The 16,980-nt window shown below is 51.9% G+C and carries 13 protein-coding genes; 3 read left to right on the top strand and 10 right to left on the bottom strand.

Translation table 11 applies throughout. The features are described from left to right. Positions 1 to 66 precede the first annotated feature (66 nt). From EHT25_RS26170 to EHT25_RS26160, 3 genes are all read left to right on the top strand, one after another. Entirely contained in the window at positions 67 to 1,698 is a 1,632-nt protein-coding gene (locus EHT25_RS26170; RefSeq protein WP_124878160.1) for a hypothetical protein, read from the top strand. A 98-nt stretch (positions 1,699 to 1,796) separates the two neighbouring features. Beyond that, positions 1,797 to 2,858 (top strand): hypothetical protein, encoded by a 1,062-nt coding sequence (locus EHT25_RS26165; protein WP_124878159.1) that lies wholly within the window; start codon positions 1,797 to 1,799, stop codon positions 2,856 to 2,858. A 180-nt stretch (positions 2,859 to 3,038) separates the two neighbouring features. After that, positions 3,039 to 3,638 (top strand): hypothetical protein, encoded by a 600-nt coding sequence (locus EHT25_RS26160; RefSeq protein ID WP_124878158.1) that lies wholly within the window; start codon positions 3,039 to 3,041, stop codon positions 3,636 to 3,638. An 85-nt stretch (positions 3,639 to 3,723) separates the two neighbouring features. Here the strand turns inward: EHT25_RS26160 and EHT25_RS26155 are convergent, their stop codons facing one another. From EHT25_RS26155 to EHT25_RS26110, 10 genes are all read right to left on the bottom strand, one after another. Next, the gene (locus EHT25_RS26155) at positions 3,724 to 4,986 is read right to left on the bottom strand and encodes a caspase family protein (RefSeq protein ID WP_124878157.1); all 1,263 of its coding nucleotides are present in this window, start codon (positions 4,984 to 4,986) and stop codon (positions 3,724 to 3,726) included. A gap of 19 nt (positions 4,987 to 5,005) precedes the next feature. Further along, entirely contained in the window at positions 5,006 to 6,757 is a 1,752-nt protein-coding gene (locus tag EHT25_RS26150) for a M48 family metallopeptidase (RefSeq protein WP_124878155.1), read from the bottom strand. Positions 6,758 to 6,810: 53 nt separating this feature from the next. Next, on the bottom strand, positions 6,811 to 8,313 hold the full coding sequence (locus tag EHT25_RS26145) for a DUF4384 domain-containing protein (RefSeq protein ID WP_124878153.1): 1,503 nt from the start codon (positions 8,311 to 8,313) through the stop codon (positions 6,811 to 6,813). A 19-nt stretch (positions 8,314 to 8,332) separates the two neighbouring features. Further along, a complete protein-coding gene (locus EHT25_RS26140; protein WP_124878151.1) occupies positions 8,333 to 9,904 on the bottom strand; it encodes a caspase family protein in 1,572 nt (523 codons plus the stop codon). Further along, positions 9,901 to 10,920 (bottom strand): hypothetical protein, encoded by a 1,020-nt coding sequence (locus tag EHT25_RS26135; RefSeq protein ID WP_124878149.1) that lies wholly within the window; start codon positions 10,918 to 10,920, stop codon positions 9,901 to 9,903. Before EHT25_RS26135 ends, EHT25_RS26140 begins: the two co-directional genes overlap by 4 nt. 10 nt (positions 10,921 to 10,930) lie before the next feature. Further along, the gene (locus EHT25_RS26130; RefSeq protein ID WP_124878147.1) at positions 10,931 to 11,932 is read right to left on the bottom strand and encodes a hypothetical protein; all 1,002 of its coding nucleotides are present in this window, start codon (positions 11,930 to 11,932) and stop codon (positions 10,931 to 10,933) included. Positions 11,933 to 11,942: 10 nt separating this feature from the next. Then, positions 11,943 to 12,569: a hypothetical protein gene (locus EHT25_RS26125; RefSeq protein ID WP_124878145.1), complete on the bottom strand. Its 627-nt coding sequence runs from the start codon at positions 12,567 to 12,569 to the stop codon at positions 11,943 to 11,945. 23 nt (positions 12,570 to 12,592) lie between these two features. Beyond that, the gene (locus EHT25_RS26120) at positions 12,593 to 13,228 is read right to left on the bottom strand and encodes a hypothetical protein (RefSeq protein ID WP_124878143.1); all 636 of its coding nucleotides are present in this window, start codon (positions 13,226 to 13,228) and stop codon (positions 12,593 to 12,595) included. Positions 13,229 to 13,257: 29 nt separating this feature from the next. Further along, positions 13,258 to 14,484 (bottom strand): caspase family protein, encoded by a 1,227-nt coding sequence (locus tag EHT25_RS26115; RefSeq protein WP_124878141.1) that lies wholly within the window; start codon positions 14,482 to 14,484, stop codon positions 13,258 to 13,260. A gap of 788 nt (positions 14,485 to 15,272) precedes the next feature. Beyond that, positions 15,273 to 16,829: a RagB/SusD family nutrient uptake outer membrane protein gene (locus tag EHT25_RS26110; protein WP_124878139.1), complete on the bottom strand. Its 1,557-nt coding sequence runs from the start codon at positions 16,827 to 16,829 to the stop codon at positions 15,273 to 15,275. Between the last annotated feature and the right edge of the window lie 151 nt (positions 16,830 to 16,980).

Here is a 16,980-nt window from a genome sequence, read left to right as displayed (position 1 = left end):
ACCGGTTGGAATAGATAGACATCCGGGCCGCCAAACGCCTGTTAAATCATCCGAAAGCATTCTGATATGAAACGTGAGTTACTAACTACGCCCCTGAAACGCATCCGTCCCGTTTTTTTTAACGTTGGGGAAAATGTCAAACGCTACGAACAGGTTCGCGGATTGTTTGTCGAAGGCCACGACCGGCTGTTTGCGGAACCCGTAATTACCGGTGCCGGTCGCGACGAAATCACCTGGTATGGTGACTATCCCGGCGACTACCGCACGCTGGCTTCATATCCGGCCGAAGAGCAGCAGCACTTGTTGCCCGTGCTGAACGAACAGGTCAATTTCCTGTTTCGGGACATTATCCGGTATGTAAAAAAAGGCAGCGGGCAATACGATCGGGGCAGTTACCGGAATTTGCGCCAAAGTGTCGAAAGTTTTCTGGAAGTGCCATCGACGGAACATATTCTGGTTTTCAACACGCCCCAGGGCCCCCGGTTTACGCTGACCAACTGGGGGTTCACGTACGAGCAGGAGAAGCCCGAACGCAACATCATCCGAAAACTCATTCCGTTTGGCGTCACTCCCGTGGTGCTGCAGGCTACGTACCGTTTTACCAACCAAATAGCCGCCAATGAGCCTTTGCTGGTGGAATTTGAAGAACGGAAGCGCACCCTCACCACCAACGAAAATGGAATGGCAACGATCGTGGACGTTCCGTATTTATGCGAAATCACGGTTTATCAACACGACGCCAAGGGCCAGCAGGTCAACCGGCAGCCGGTGTTCGTCGATGAACGAAATCCGGCGGAACCGTATCCGGTTTTGCTGGAGCGGCTGCCCTTTCCGATGCTTTTCCGGGTGGTCGACCAGCGCGGTCGCACGGTTCCCAGACACACAGTACGGCTCGATTACCAGGGCATGCAGCTCCCCGTGCAGGCCGACGAAAACGGCAAAGTGAACCTGAACGGCACGTATTACGGTGAAAGTGTGGCTTGCTACGATGCGGTAGACAAAAAAATACCACTCGTTAAAACCCACCTGCACGAGCGGAGCCAGGTCGAATACCTGATCCCGGTTTTTATTCCCGATCCGCTGAAACCCATCAAGCGCGGTTTTGGTTGCCTGGGTCTGCTACTGCTGCTGGCGGCTTTGCTGGTGGCCGGGCTGGTGGCGTATTATTATTTCGCTAAAAACGAAAAACCAATCTCGCAGAATCAGTTACAGAACGCCTTAAAACGCCACAAACGGACGCCAAGACCGCTATCACCCGTGATGGCAACGGATACCGCCGAAAGCGCTGTACCGGATTCATCGGCCGTGGTTGAACCAGATACGCTGAGTGAATCTGACCTGGAAGTGCACGACGACATTCCGATTGCCCAATGCAACGGCGGGCAGGATGGTCAGAGTTACCCCAGCAATGAGATTAAGGTGATTACCGCCGAATATGACCTTGGAAAAGAAGGCACCAGCTTCGTGTTTGACTATTACACGGATGCCGTTCCGGATCAGATCGAGGTTTTCGATGGGCGCAAAGCCGACATCGACGATGACACCAAACCGCTGTTTTCGTACTATGGCAGTACCTGGTTCGATACCTGGTCGAGCCGACCCATCCAGCAGATTATCAAGCCCAAAAGCCGGTATGTAACGGTTCGGGTTACGGGCCAGACCATCTGGAATTACAAGGTCAACTGCCCTTCGAATTGACTCTTCTCTCCCAATCATCAATCGGGCTCACGCCTAAAAACCGTGGGCCCGATCTGAACCCGTTTCCTACCTCATTATTCATTCTATACATCATGTTTATGAAACCAGGATCAGCCCTTCGCTCGGTTCTTCTTTCCGGCTTTTTTTTATCCGTTCTATTGATGGGCGGCTATGAGGTCGTCGGCCAAAAACTAGTCTGTAACTGCCCAGATATCCGGGACACGTATCCGAGCAATTCGAACGCCCATTTCTACGACGTCAGTGGGCCGGTGATCTGCAATAAACGCCAGAAAGGTTGCACCGTCGATTTTGTTTTTCAAACGCTTCTGAGCAGTGTTTCATTTGCGGGGCCCACCGAGCAAACCATGGAAGTGGTCGACTGTGGAACATACACCGTGCACATCCCGATTCTGGGCGATGGAGATATTACCGTCAAATTAAATAAGCCGACGTACACATTAACGAATTACACCCGTTCAAATCACCCGCTCCACCCCGGAAAAGTAGACCGGCAGGTGGTGGCAAAACCCAATGGGGATATTATTGTTCAGTCCATCGGCCGGGGAACCGGCCCCTTCCCCGGCCCCAACGAATGGGGAGCCTCTACGCTCTGGAGCAGTGTCTGTGAGGATCTTCGAACGGAAGTGCAACGCCAGCTTTCGGTCGCGAACATCACCTCATTTACGGCCACAACCTCCGATGTGATGCCGACGGGACAACAGGTGGCCGCCGGCGATCTGGTGCTGGTTGAAATAACCGATCGGGCCTCACTGGGCTTTTTTACGCAAAACATTCCCCCAACCGGAATGCCAACGGGTCGGCAGATCTACAACAAACCGCAATACGCCCAGTTGAATCACGGTGTCGTGCTGGTCAGGCTGGGTCAGAGCTACTATCCCTGCGTCCGAAAACCGTACTCCAATTTGCTGGCGGCTCCGGACCGGTCGACGCTGGCGAATTTCGATCAGCCCGACGGCACTGTCTTTCTGGCCACCCAAGCGGGTCAGTTGGGGCTGGAACTCAACGACAAAGAAACCGAAAACAACTGGGGCGCCTACTCCGTTGCGATCAACATCATTCCGTTTTCGATTCACCAGGGCCGAACACTGCAATCGGCATTAGCCAACTATTTACGCAGTTTCAATCCCGGTCCGCATTAAACCGTTCGGTGTACGCCCGTTGAACCGCGTACTCTTTCCTACAAAGCTACCTGGCGGATTCTCTTCCAGCCGCAGCCCCAGAAATGCTGTGAGCCTGGCTATCCTTTGCCCAACGCATCGCGGGTCGATCAGAAAGGGAGTAAAGGCAATCATTCCACAATTTCTTAAACAACCATACACATGAAAACCAAACCATTTTTACTCGCATCAATTTGTTTTTTGCTTTTGGGTATTGTCTCTTGTGAAACAAAATCTGGTGAACAAACGGAAAGTACTACAGCCGACAATTCAGTGACAATAGCGTCAGATACTGCTATGGCTGTGGACGACTCTTACGCTGCGGAAGCTGCTGCCCTAGCCGAAAAAAGAAGAATCGCCGAGGTTCTGAAACAGGAAAGGAAGGACTTCCGAATGAAGCAGGCACAACGGTTTATGGATGATTTGACCAGTGAGTACATGAAAAAGCTGGCGCCGGGTTCGGGCGAACAGCCCCAAACCACAATAACCGTTGACTCCTATAACGAGGATACCGAAACACTAAAACTCCTTACAACCTCATCGTTTCTTGCCTGCGTGCGCGGAGATGGCTGCCCGACGAAAGAATCCCATGAATTTACGGGCGAAATCGTCATCATGGGCGATACGGGCAAACTTGACTATTATTTAGCGTCAAAGAATTCCGTTTTGGAGCAATCCGAGACCTACAGCAAGTTCTGGAACGATTTTGGCAACTGGCTCGCCCAAAAAATCGTAGAAGAAAATTCCAAATCTCAGGAGTGAAACGGACAAAAATGTGCCCCGCTCACGGGCGGGGCACATTTGATTTTCTTCCATCCCGAACCTCACCACCGATCAGCGCATTGAGTTACTTGTCGAGCTTCTTCAAAATCTCCTCCAGCCGCAGGATCAGCGAGGGCAATTCGCTCCGGGCCTGTGCCACCAGTTGCTGCGGTTCTTTACTCAATTTGACAACAATCTGATACCGGCGAATGATTTCCGTCGTGCTGTTTTTGACCCAACGGGTGTCCTGCTGAAAACTCGCCTGACAACGTGGTGGCATTTCGGCACTTTCGTAGAAAAGCATTTTATTCAGGGAATCGTAGAAGTTCTTCTGGTTTTTATAAAAGGTGTCAAAGGTTTTTGCAAACTGGGCCGCGTTGTCCGTACTGATTTCCTCATCCATTTTGCGCAGAAACGGCAAATCTTCCCGGATTCCCGCCAGAGCGGTTTCGTTGACGTAGCTATCCACGGGCGGGCAGGGACCATCTCCCGGCGGTGGCGGAGGGGGCGGAGGATTATCATTCCCATTGCCCTTGAAAGGTACGATGGCCATGATATGCTGCGGATTCTGCTTCTGGTTATTTTTGACGGCGGCCGCTTCGGTCTGTTCGGTCGTCATTTTAACAACACTCTCCCAGGACGGCATTCCTTTTGCCGTAACGCCCAGTAAGTTATCGAATGTCGTGTGCAGGGATACCCCCAGCCAGCCCCCTTTCGGATCGCTGAACGAGAACTGATTGCGCTTGCAACTGCTCATGATCAAACTCCCGGCGTAATTCCGAAACAGCCATTTGTACTTGGCCGGATCGGGCGTGACCGGTTTCATCGGAATGGCTTCCCGCTTGCTGGTCACCGGTGGATCATCGTTCCGTTCCTTATTACAGGCTTCGCCGATCACCAGCGCCAGCCGGGGGTGTTTGGCCCGAATCTGCTCATAAACCGCCATCAGGTTGCGCGAACTGGTTTCGAGCGTGGCCCGGTCGGCCCCGGCATTGCCAAAAATCAGGGACGGATACTCGTTTGTGCGATTGTTCCAGCCGTGCCCAATGAAGTAAAAAAGGACAACATCGTCATTTCCGACGTTCAGAGAAGCCAGTTTCTGATCCAGTTCGGCGGCCCGGCAGCGGTTTCCGCTATACGTCGACATCTCCAGCGCCAGCCCGGCGTATTGAGCCGCGTGTGGGCCAAAATCGTTCGTCAGGTAATTATAGGTTTTCCGGTTCGCTTCGCCGAGACTCGTATCGTCGGTATCGGCAAAAACAATAAAATGCAGCTTCGCCTGCCCGTGGGCCCGAAGGCCCAACAGACAGACAAAACTCACAAGCGATAGATAACAAATAAAGCGCATCACGGTGTTGGGGTTAGAATCATTTAGGTTTTACGAAAGATTTCCCGCCGGGTTTGCTTTTCGGAGTTTTGAGTGGCTTGGGGGGTTTAGGTCCATTGCTTCCGGATCCGGGCGGAGTAGAGGTCGGTACGGGCGTTGAAGCGGGCGCCGTTATCTTCGACTGAATGTTTTTAAACTCGCTCTCGCCGGTCGACAGTTTCTCAAAATCCTTGAAGGCAAAAGCCGTCGATAGCAGGAAGTTGACGTGGTTATACCGGTCGCGGGAACGCGGGTGAGACGCATAGACCGACTCCCCTTTTTTAGCCGCCACATTCCGGAACATCATTAATGCGAAATCCTGTTTTCGCATTGATTGACCCATTGCAGCCATTTTTTTTGCCCGATCGTTATTGTCCGCTCGTTGCTCACCGGTACTCGATGCATTCATCGCAAATTGCAGGGCTTCGGCTTCGATGGGCGATTCAATATCGTTTTTTTCTTCCCGCGCCAGTTTATCCCATATCTTGGCAGCCTCGCGAGGATCATACCCAGCGTTGAACATGTACTGCAAACCGATCCGGTCAGCCTGGGTTTCCTGATTCCGATCATAGCTGCTATACTTCATATCTTTCGCTGCCTGAATCACCTGAGCCGGAATATCGGAGGAAACCTGCGTGCCGAGTGCTACGTTACTAAAATCGGCAAATGCCTGCCAGTCTTTTCCGTTTCGATAACTTTTGGTATGATGCCGCTGGGTCACATGCGCAATTTCATGGCCCAGAATGGCCGCCAGTTGAGCCTCGTTTTCCAGCTGTTTGAGTAGGCCTGTATGCACAATAACCGTCCCATTCGGATAAGCGGATGCATTGAACGAGTCATCGTGAACGAGATAAAACTTAAAATTGATGAAATCGGGGTGTTCAATATCCAGCGATTTCAGGTATTCCGGAATCAGTTTCTGACCAATGTCGTTGACGTACGCAAAGATGTTCCGATCCGTGACAAACCGGAATGAGGTTTCCTTGCCGATCTGCAGAACATCCTTGTTCATCACCATGGCGCGATTCATGGCTCGGCGCATCATCAAATCGTCCTTAGTGATATCAACTGGCCGCATGGTCCCCTTTTTTACAAAAATGACGCCTGTCGTATCACGCCGACCGCGTACCGTCAATTCGGCTCCCAGTTGCATCTGATTAAAGGTGGTGAACGTCTTGTTTTTCCATTCCTCCTCCCCTTTGATCACGGCTCCATTGTCCAGCCGGACTTCATGGCCATCAATTACTGCCCGATTTCCATCCCGGAATTCCAGAATCCCATTGACCTTCGCATTACCAAAATAATCATCATCCAAATAAATTTCTTTGGCCACATTTCGCAGTGAACTCTGGTAATGATCGAAATGGAAATTGATCTCCATCCCTGCCCGAAAAAAAGAACGAGAGATTAAATCCTTCGGTTTTACCGGTTTCCGCTTGTCTTTATTATATGAAACCTTATGCTTCGGAAACAGCGTAGAATCGGTTAGGAAAACGTGGCGATATCGCCCTTCTTCATCATCTTCGGCTAGCACCAGCATGTGATTATAAGGTGGCTTAAACTCGATGATTGTCCCTTTTGCATTCTTATTACGCGGAACATCATCCACCGGTTTGTCTTCAACAACAGGTTGAGGGGCTACCACGGCCGGTTTTTCTTCTTCCTTTTTCTTCTTTTCCCGCTTCTGGGCGAACAGGATAGCTGGCAGCAACAGCAGCAGGGTCATCAGAAACGAATAGCGCAGCATTTTCATACGTGAATGGGTTAGACAGGATAATTAGAAAGTTCGATTCAATAGGCGATTGGTTATTTTTGACTCATCAGGTTTGAACCACGGGTGGTCAGCACAAGCCGCGTTTCTGCCAGTTGCGGAATTCGGGTAAACCCACGATCGACGCACCGCATGTTTTTCAGCGCATCTTTCATCGAACCGACAATGATCTCGGCACCGTGTTCATTTTCTTTGGTTTCGATTGGGCAGAACCGTGAGGTCGAAGCGGCCGCAATCAGCGTTTCCTGACCGAAAGGTGGAATGCATTTGAACTGTTCGGGAAATACGATGTCTTTGTTTTCCTCACCAGCCTTGATTTCAAGATCTTTCCAGAGCATCGCGATTTCGCCGTTGGACTGCACATACACGAGCCGCACGTGGCAGGGCTTATTGGCCCGCACCCGAACCGTCATCGTATCATTTTCCCAGAATTCCAGATTTTTTCGTGTCTTTCCCGAAGCCGTCATCGTCACCAGCAGGGCTTCCGGTTTGGCGGCTTCCGCTGGCGCAGGGGCATCCACGACGATGGCCTGCTGGGTAGCAATGGCCGCATCGTTATCCTCCGGTTTCAGTTTCAGTCCTTTTTGCTGCACCCAGACGGTCGGCAAATCCAGATTGGGTTTGAGTTTGGTCACGCTTTTGTCGGTTCCCACCTCAAAAAGTTCCGCCGTAATTTCGACCTGCCCCCCCCTTTCGCGGTAACTTCCGCGAATGCCCTGCTCCTGGCTCGTTTCGTCGGCCACCACCCGAATTCCCTGATCGGTTTTAAGGCGATGCCGCAGTTCATCGGCTAACTGGTCGGAAAAGGCATTGGTCAGCTGGCTGTTCTCATACGAAAATTTCCGGATCACCACGGCGCGTTTCTTATCAGGCAAGGTTTCAGCGATGCTTTTAGCCAGCCGGTAGGTCGCCCAGCTCAGGCTGCGTTCCCGCTCGCGCAGCGCAATCAGGTTAACTCCGGCCGGAAACGGCACGGCTCTCGCTGGAATGGCGTCCGCCTTTTCGATCCGGACAATCCGGTAATTCTGGGGTTCAAAACCCGTTGCTTCCGGCTTGAAATCGAAGGCAAAATGAATGGCCAGCGGAGTCGTCCGTTTGGTGCGGCTCGTGCCCGGTTTTTCAAACTCCGTCGTTTGCGTCACGTACACAATCAGCACCGGTTTTCCCGTTTTATTCTGACTCAGCACGTATTTCTCCTGATCCAGATTGACTTCGGCATTGCCTTTATAAAGCCGGAATTGCTGCGAATACTGCTCGATCGGGTAGGGTTCGGACGCCAGATCGCTGTACACAAACACATCTTTGCCGAGAAATGACTGCGCAATCAACACCTGTTGTTTGCTGTTGAATTCCCCCTGCGACTGGCAGTAAAAACCGGCTGCGTTCAACGAACTGACGTAATCTTCCAGCGCCGTATGGCAGTGAATAATAAATGACGCACTGTCGCCTTTCGTAAAGTTCTGCTGCGCCGTCGCCAGCTGTAAAGCCGTCAGAATCAACAACAAGGCCCCAGGAACCGTCCGTATAAATCGTTTCATGATTGTCAGTAGACTAGTGTTATAAAATGAGGTATTCAACGGTTCGGTCGATGTATTCGGGTTGTTGGGAAAAACCGCTTTTCTGTGTTTGCTTCACCACTTCGCTGCGCACATCGCGAAACACGTCGTCGATCCGTCTGCCTTTTTTCAGGTGTGTCAGCAAGGCAGACGTATAATAGCCATTCTGATTCGGGCCGTTGCGGGCGGTCGCACCCGGCGCCGTTGCCAGGGCCACGTAGCAGTTACGGATGCGGCTTTCGACGTGGATGGGCCGAAAACCCCGCGCCATCCCCTGGCCGGGTTTGGGTTGTTCGATTCCTTTCGGAAGCGCCACGGACCGGTGTTTTTCCTTATCCGGATTATTCGCTCCAACGGGGGCAACCGTTCCAGCGGGTTTACTAAATGGGTCATCGCGGCAGGCATCGATGATGAAAATGCAATACCGGGGTTCCTGCTTTTGCAGGGCATCGATCAGGTTGGTGACCGAAAATGCCTGTAGTTCAATATCTTCCGCTTTTTTCAGCTGAATGTCAATGGGCAACAGGTAGTTTTCGCCATGATGCTGTACGCCGTGACCCGCATAGAACACGAGCACCACATCGGCTTTACTGGCTTTTGCGTAGAATTCCCGCAGCATTTTTTCGGTGGCATCGCGCGCCAGATCCACCGCCAGCACGGTTTCGAAGCCCAGTTCGGTCAATCGTTTCTCCATGCTCCGGGCATCGTTTGCGGGTTGCCCGTCCAGGCTATTGATGTACTGGTAACCGGAATTGCCCAGCACCAGCGCCACCCGGCGGCCCGTAAAGTTCGACGCGGGCAGGATTGACGCACCGCCCCCCGTCTTCAACTTCTGCTCCAGTTGCCGTTTGCCCACCAGCGCATCGGCAAAATCAGGGTCGCGGTCCAGGGCCTGCTGGTAATACTTCAGAGCCTGCTGCGAATCGCCTTTTTGCTCATACGCTTCGCCCAGATCACAATAGACCCGAAAAAGCTGGCCGTGTTTCAATTGCAGGCTGGTCTGAAAATCGGCAATGGCTACATCAATTTGACCTTTCCGCAACCGCGCCCGCCCCCGGTTTCGGTAGGCATACGGCGATTTTGCATCTAAATCGATGCCTTTTTGCGCGGTAGTTTCGGCTTCATCGAACCGGCCGTGTTTGGTCTGGCAATAGCTCAATCCGCTGTAATAGTCGGCTTTGGCGGGAGCCCGACGGATGGCCTGCTCATAATCCCGGGCGGCCCGGTCGTACTCGCTCAACTGAACGTAGATGTAAGCGCGCTGGGCGTAGTATTTGGCCGGTCCTTCGTTCCGCCGAATGGCCTGCTCGATGTCCTCGAGTGCTTCCCGGTAAGCTTTCACCGTTGGCCCCGAACGCATCACCGCACAACCGTTGTAGGCTTCGGCGGCCGTTGGCCCATCGGGCTGAATCTTCAGTACTTCCTTATAATATGCAAGGGCTTTCTGCGGATCGGTTTCCTGGTCGGCGAGGTCCATCCATTGCTGGGCGGTGCGGGTTGACTGGGCTTGCAGGAACGAAAGACTCAGGCTCACCAAAGCCGCCAGCAGTATCGTATTCCGGAGTGATTTCATCGGGTTTGGCTCGGTTTATTCCAGTTTACGGTTACGTTTGACACCTGCGCCCAGCGGCCCGAATGATGGGACGGAAAAGGAACCGCATCGGTGCGTCGACGCTGGTAGAGTTGCTGATTATCCGCCGAAACCGTAATGCCTTCGAGCAGAATCAACTGACCTACCAGCACATTATCGGGATTCCGGAGAAATTCGTCGCAATATTCCATATCGAACGACTGAACCTGGAAACGGGCCACCGACTCGGTCCGCAGCTTTAACTGCAGGAGTTGATCCAGCGTGAGCGTATCGGTTTTCTCATCAATTCGAACCAAAACCGTGTCCGATCGCATCAATTCCTTCAGGTGCCAGCGGGCTTCGGTGCGCTGGCTCGAATCGGCCAAAAACCGCACGAACCAATGCTGCAGGCGATCGTGGTAGTCCGCCACTTTAGCCAGCGTCAAACCGGGGAGTTCAACCGGCCCGCCAAGCCGACGAATGCTGCGAATAGCCAAATCCCGGTAAGCCGATTTCATAGCTTTGGCCTCCAGCGTCAATACCCACGCATCGCGCAGGTGATGCGGCTGCCGACCTTCGTTCCGAATCCCCGTTAGTTCGACGAAAACCGTTACCTCCAGTTGCACACGGTTCCTTTTTTTGGCCACAACCTGCATCCGGCTGGGGTTAATTTTGAACTGAAAGACATCTTCCCAAAACAGGTTCGAAAAGCCACCAACCCAGTTCCGGGCCGACACCTGAGGAATGGTATGCCGGTAAATGACGGCGGGTTGACGCAGGTCCGGAATCTGGACGGTATCGGCGATAAAGAAACCGGTCAGAGCGGCCTGTCGACGGTTGTTAATTTCCGCCGAATCGACCCGGTTGCTGAGTCGGTTGACCCGGTTTTCCCATCTTTTCAGAAAATTCGTTACTGCCGAATCCATGAGAACGATGCCCGACGGTTTTTGGGGAGTTGCCCAGCCGGTTGCCAGTGAAATCCAGATTCCCAGCAGAATCAATATCAGTGTCTTTTTCATGCGTTCCATCTTAGTCAGACTTTTTAGACAATGCCGCCCAGGTCAGAAACCGGTCAATTGGAGCGGGCAGCGGACTCCGGTATTCGACGCTGTAGAGGTCGGTAATGAGCCAGCCCGCATTCTCCTTTTCCCGGTGAAAATCATTCAGTTTGAGCAACCACCCCCGGCGAACATCCAGGTACAGATTCACCTGCTGGGTTTCCTGCAACGTCAGACTGCCGTCGCGCAACGCCCGGGCCAGCCGGAGCAACGCCGGACTTGGCGGGTAGCCCTCCAGCGTAAAAGCCAGCAGGTTTTCGTGGCTGCGCAGCAATTTGTACAGGTTTAAAAACCGGGTTTCGTGGGTTTCGGAACTGATGTACAGGTGCGGGTTATTGCGTTTGACGGTATCGCTCGTCATCGTATCCGCCTTCGTAATTTTCAGAAAAGCCGCCTGTGCATCGATGATCTTCCAGTCGTGGCCGGACCCAACCCGGTGTTGTTTCAGAAAAAACCGGATCTTATGGGGTGTATTCCGGTACAAAACGGAATACTCTACTTCACCAAATAACTGCATCGAATCTTTGGGTAATAAAACCGCTGCCGTATCGGTTGCCACCGTGGTTACGAAATCGTCGACCAGCGTCTGATAGGCCGGGCTGTACCGACCCGAGCGCAGATTCAGCCGGGGATCTTCTTCGTTAAATAACATCCGTACGTAGCGTTCGCGCGGGTAAGCCAGTCGGCTCAGCGAATCAAATGCCTGGTGGGTTGGTGTTCGCTGGTAGTTGAGCCGGGCCAGGAAATCGTCCACAAACGCAATCCGCTGAATCATAAACGGTTCGGCCGGGCGACTCACCACCGTCAGATACGGTCGGGCCAGTGAATCAGCGGGCCGGCTTTTCAGGGTATCGGCAGCAATGGGCTGCCGGAGCGTATCGGCCGACATCTCCTGCCCGGGCAAAGCCCGCTCAAACTGACGGTAGCTGGTGGAGAGCAACGTCAATCCAACTAAAAAATACCAGATTTTCATGCGGAGCGGTTTAATTGTTGTCCTGTTCCGTCATGGCAACCGTGATATCGCCAAACAGTACCATCCACTGCTTCTCTTTGTAAAAAGGATCTTCCCTGACATTGAGATCGGCGGCAATTTTTTTGGTCGTTTTATCCGCATAAACTGGCTGCGTATTGCCGTTTTTCCAGGCCTTGAATCCCTGGAAGTACTGTCCGGTCGCCCGATACGAGCCATCCGGTTGCTTTTCCCAGTTATTAAGCCGAACCGACTCAAAATTGGTAATTTCCACTCGATCGTAGGACAATGTTTTTATCTTCTCCAGATATTGGCGGATGGGATAGTAGCTGTACTTCCCGGTTCGAATGTTGGAGATTTCAACCATTGGAGGTTTTCCATTCATGGTTGTTTTCTGGAACATCAGCATGGCCTGTCGGATGGCATCGTTCCGTTCTTCGAATGAACGGTTTTTATCCGCAATCACCCCCAGATAGTCTACGAATGCTTTAATCCGGTTTTTAGCCTCATTACCAAAGTCCTCCAGTTGTTGCTGCGTCAGCGTATCCGCACTGGCGGGCGCTTTTTGCATCCCCTGCGCATGGACCGAATGGCAGAATCCCATCAGACTCAGTGCCAGCGATAGAAAAAATGGTTTCATTGGTCGTATCTTGTTTAGTTAGGTTAGTTCTTTTTCACCGGCTGCCGCATAACCGCACTGGAATCCACGGATTTACTCTGAATACTCATTGTCGATTCTCCCGTAAACAAAAGCATCCATTTCTTGCCCCCATAGAAAGGGTCATCCACGGTTTTGAGCTCGGCAGAAATGATTTTCACGGATTCATCTGCCTCAACGGACTTCGTATTTCCGTTTCTCCAGGCCTCAAATTCCAGAAAATACTGCCCGGAAGCCTGATAAGAGCCATCCGCCACCTTTTTCCAGACACTCAATCCAGCCGGCCAGTAGCTTTTGATCTCCACCCGGTCGTAGGAAAGCATCTTTATTTTTTCGAGGTACTGCCGAATGGGTAATCGGGTAATCATCCCGGTTTTGATGTTGGACACTTCGACCGTGGCTTTTTCCGAAAACATGAGCGAAGCCTGCCGGATGGCGTCTTTCCTTTCCTCGTAAGAGCGGTTTTTATTCACAATTACCCCCAGATAATCGACCAAAGTACTGATCCGGTTTTTAGCTTCGCGGCCAAAGCCCTCCAGTTGCTGTTGGGTCAGCGTATCCGAATCGGCGGAAACATTTTCATTGGACCAGGCCGCAGTTGAAGAAACCGTCAGCAGTGTCAGTAGCAAAAATGATTTCATTCGTATCGTGGAATGTGGAATTGATTGAGTTAATTTTTCTTCACCGGTTCCCAGATTTCCTGAACGGCCACTTCGGTATAAAGCTGGCCGGAGGAATCTAATTTGGAAAGCCGTTCCACCACGTTGACCTGCCGGATGCTGGCCGCCAGGGACGAATAGCGGCTCATTAACTGGTCGAGCGGCATTTGCGCAACCTGCGTTGCGTTGACGTAAACTTTCACCCGGGCGTTGTGAACAAAGTATTTGCCGGCCTGCGTTTGCGTTACCGTGCGTACCTTATAGGCGATTGATTCGTCCGTCAGGGTGTTTAAAAAACTGTTGACATCACTGAAATTCGGGCCTTGAGCTGGTGCGGGAGCCGGTTGACCGGAACCGGCTGGCATTGCGGGCGGTGCGACCGGCGTTACTGCAGCAACCGGCTGACCGGCGTTGGAATTCGCCGGGTTGTTCTGAGCAACAACCGCCGGTGCGGGCGGGGTTGCCGCATTGTTGATCAATCCGAGTTCAAAAATCGATTTCTGCCCGGCCAAACGAGCCGCTTTAATGCCCCACATCCGGGTTTGAGTATCTTCGAGCAATTGACTCCACGTCACCTGATTGTTGTAATGACAGGCGTAATCCATCGCTTCCAGAAGGGCCTTGGTATAAAAACTTCCGTCCACTGAAGCGCCCGACACCTGCCCCCGTTTGCTGCTCGTTGCAATAACCCCCCCCTGCTGTTCCAGAAATAACTGCCGGTAAATGGCCGCATCGCACTGCGTCCCTTTCACCATCGAGCGGTCTTTTGGCAGTTTTTCGTCGACTACTTTATTGCAGCAATCGCCAATGGTCAGACAAAACCGGGGTTTCTTTTTCATCAACTCCTGGTGAATCAGCATGAGAGGATAGTTACTTCCGACCGTATCCACCATCATGATCGGGAAATTTCCGTCGTATTTGGTGGTGTTAAAACCGTGTCCGGTGTAGTAAAACACGATAATATCCTCCGGAGCGCAGGTTAACTGATTCACGACCCCCCCGATGTAGTCATTACTGAAATGGTCTTTCGCCAACAGGCGCGGTTTATAGGCATAACCGATGCTTTCGGCAATACGCTTAAACTGTTCGTGCACTTCAACCACATCGTTCTGACAGGCCCGGGCCAGAACTTTGTCTTCGGTAGCACCGACCAGAATGACGTGGAAAGTCGGTTGGGATTGGGCCCGCACAGGCGCCAGGCTGAAAAAACAAACGCAGAGAAGAATGATTGACCGCATAAAGAATTTGATTTTGTACCCATCAATGCCCGAAAGCAACGGAAGGTTATCAGCCCGATTTAAAAAAAATGAGTTTTTTTTGACCGCTGCCGACAGCCTTCCGACCCTACTCGAATAATTCACTTTATATTACTCAAATAGCCCTTTCAGAAACAAGGTAAAAGTAGCTATACCAATTAGGTCAACATATACCCACATGTCAGTATTTCTACTAAGGAAAACCGTACGATTTCCTGTAATCTGCCCCTCCGCTTACGTTCAATTCCTGTAGTTTGGACACAACGAGTCCTCTTTCAGCCAATTTCCTGGCGGTTCAGTCTACATTCTAAATTTGATGAGTCCTACCAATGCATACCCGGCCAACTACTCAATGCTCCGAAGATGCCAACCGCCCATTGTCGTCATTTTTTTTTGCGTTCCATTTTTAATCCTGAAATGAAGCACGGCGATTGATTTGATAGCAAGTGTGTGGAAAATCAAAAACTGGAAACTCAAAAGTACGGCAGAATCGTAAATTGAAGGACAGTTTTAACAAATAAAAAATCACATTTGATACTATTTTAATCGCTATTCGATGGGGCATTCCGGGCAGTATAAATAAAAACCGCCCGGACTTTAATCCGGACGGTTTGCTTTTGCGGCTTCAACCTACTACCAAAAACCGCTTCGCATCGGCAGCCGCAACCAGCCTACTGCGGAAAACACGCATCCATTACCCACAAAAAACCGCACGATCCCAATTGAATGAATCAATTAGAACAGTGCGGTTTTGACTTAAAATCAATTACTTAGTTCGGATAACCCGGATTCTGCGGTTTCAGGTTCGGGTTGTTCAGCATTTCCTGCTTGCCCAGCGGCAGCAGCAAATGTTTTTCCTGCAACGGCTGGTTCGAACTCGGATTTACGTGACCCACAAAGTTGTCAAACCCATTCGTTTTGTCGTTGTACACTTTCCGCAGCCGCACCATGTCGAACCAGGTGATCTGCTCGTAGCTCAGTTCGTGCCACCGCTCCCGCCAAACCGCTTCGCGGAACGTTGCCTGGGTGTAGGTGCCTAAAGCCGGCGTCGTCAGACCCGCCCGATCCCGAACTTTCTTCAGCGCATCGTAAGCCGCCTGCGTCGGAGCGCCCACTTCGTTCTGCGCTTCCGCAAAGATCAGCAGCGTTTCGGCATACCGGATTTGCGGCACGTTCAGGTTGTTCTGACGCGTTCCGGCTACTCCCTGAGTACCGTTGGCCGTCCGGTTGAAATGCTTGAAGATGTAGTTCGCTCCCAGCTCAAACCGGTCTCCACTGCCATTGGTGAAGTAAGTCGAGTAGAAATAGCCCTGATCTTTCGCCCGCAAATCGCCTTTTTCGTAGGAAGCGTAGAATGAGGGCGTTGGCACCGTACTACCCGTTCCGGATGGACCGTTGTACGTCACCGGTTTGAAGTTGGGATACATGTTGTCCATCGGATTTCCGGCCACCAGCGTGTTATACTGCAACTCAAAAAGATGCTCCAGTCGGTTTTCGGTGCTTTCCTTGTGTACATCCTCCAGCGAAGCAAACAGGCCGATTTCGGTGGGATTCGCATTGGCGTAGGTGATGACTTCGAAGGCCTTATCAGCCGCCAGTTTGTAGTGCGTGGCCCCTTTGCTCAGCGGAAAACCGGCCATCGTCAGGTACACTTTCGACAGCAGCGTTTTCACTGCCGCCAGATTCACGCGTCCCGACACATCCGTCCAGGCCAAACCGGCCGCTTCAGCCGCCACCAGATCATCCACGATCAGTTTGTAAACATCTTCCTGCGGAGTCCGTGAAGGTTGGAAGTCTTCCGAAGAAGCCGTTTGCGGCTTGGTAATCAGGGGAATATCACCCCAAAGCCGAACCGCCGTGAAATACGCATTAGCCCGCAAAAACCGGGCTTCTCCCAGAATTTTCTTTTTCTGAGCGTCGTCCATCGGCGTGATGCCCGGCACCTTATCGAGCACCTGGTTGGCCTGCGCGATCACTTTGTAAAGTCCGTTCCAGTAGTTGACCACATGAATCGTGTTGCCATCATGCACCAACCCGTACAGGTTGTTCAAATCGGAATTCTGGGCGGTTTCCGTCGTGGATGTTCCGGTCAGAGCTTCCAGCAATTGCCAGTTCGACGAGAAAATCCCGGCCCCATCGCCCATAAATCGCATGTCGGCGTAGACCGAAGCAATAGCCGCTTCGGCGTGATCGGGAATGGTGTAAAAATTGTCGGGCGTCAGGTTGGAAGGAGCCTGCTCTTTGAGGAAATCCTTGCAACCGACCGGACCCAGCAGAATAGCTCCTAACAGGGCTACTTTGCTTACTTTATTCACTATATGTTTCATTGTAAGAATCGCTTTTTAAAGTACTTAGTATCAACGGGGTAACTTTGCAAATAGGGTTTCGGGCATACGGCGTTCCGTTTTGGGGTTACAGTCGGTTAAAGTAATGAATGCGTCAGCCTACCGAAACGTCGGCCCAGCAAATACCGTAAAC

Source organism: Larkinella rosea, from assembly GCF_003858635.1.
In the GTDB taxonomy this organism is placed as follows: Bacteria; Bacteroidota; Bacteroidia; order Cytophagales; family Spirosomataceae; genus Larkinella; species Larkinella rosea.
The sequence above is the reverse complement of the archived record's forward strand: the minus strand, read 5'-3'. Positions and strand labels throughout refer to the sequence as shown.

What these genes read in the sequence shown, in the direction of transcription:
- EHT25_RS26140 (WP_124878151.1), bottom strand. Translation starts at nt 9,904, where the DNA reads ATGAAATCACTCCGGAATACGATACTGCTGGCGGCTTTGGTGAGCCTG.
- EHT25_RS26155 (WP_124878157.1), bottom strand. Translation starts at nt 4,986, where the DNA reads ATGCGCTTTATTTGTTATCTATCGCTTGTGAGTTTTGTCTGTCTGTTG.
- EHT25_RS26170 (WP_124878160.1), top strand. Translation starts at nt 67, where the DNA reads ATGAAACGTGAGTTACTAACTACGCCCCTGAAACGCATCCGTCCCGTT.
- EHT25_RS26120 (WP_124878143.1), bottom strand. Translation starts at nt 13,228, where the DNA reads ATGAAATCATTTTTGCTACTGACACTGCTGACGGTTTCTTCAACTGCG.
- EHT25_RS26165 (WP_124878159.1), top strand. Translation starts at nt 1,797, where the DNA reads ATGAAACCAGGATCAGCCCTTCGCTCGGTTCTTCTTTCCGGCTTTTTT.
- EHT25_RS26145 (WP_124878153.1), bottom strand. Translation starts at nt 8,313, where the DNA reads ATGAAACGATTTATACGGACGGTTCCTGGGGCCTTGTTGTTGATTCTG.
- EHT25_RS26110 (WP_124878139.1), bottom strand. Translation starts at nt 16,829, where the DNA reads ATGAAACATATAGTGAATAAAGTAAGCAAAGTAGCCCTGTTAGGAGCT.
- EHT25_RS26115 (WP_124878141.1), bottom strand. Translation starts at nt 14,484, where the DNA reads ATGCGGTCAATCATTCTTCTCTGCGTTTGTTTTTTCAGCCTGGCGCCT.
- EHT25_RS26160 (WP_124878158.1), top strand. Translation starts at nt 3,039, where the DNA reads ATGAAAACCAAACCATTTTTACTCGCATCAATTTGTTTTTTGCTTTTG.
- EHT25_RS26125 (WP_124878145.1), bottom strand. Translation starts at nt 12,569, where the DNA reads ATGAAACCATTTTTTCTATCGCTGGCACTGAGTCTGATGGGATTCTGC.
- EHT25_RS26150 (WP_124878155.1), bottom strand. Translation starts at nt 6,757, where the DNA reads ATGAAAATGCTGCGCTATTCGTTTCTGATGACCCTGCTGCTGTTGCTG.
- EHT25_RS26135 (WP_124878149.1), bottom strand. Translation starts at nt 10,920, where the DNA reads ATGAAAAAGACACTGATATTGATTCTGCTGGGAATCTGGATTTCACTG.
- EHT25_RS26130 (WP_124878147.1), bottom strand. Translation starts at nt 11,932, where the DNA reads ATGAAAATCTGGTATTTTTTAGTTGGATTGACGTTGCTCTCCACCAGC.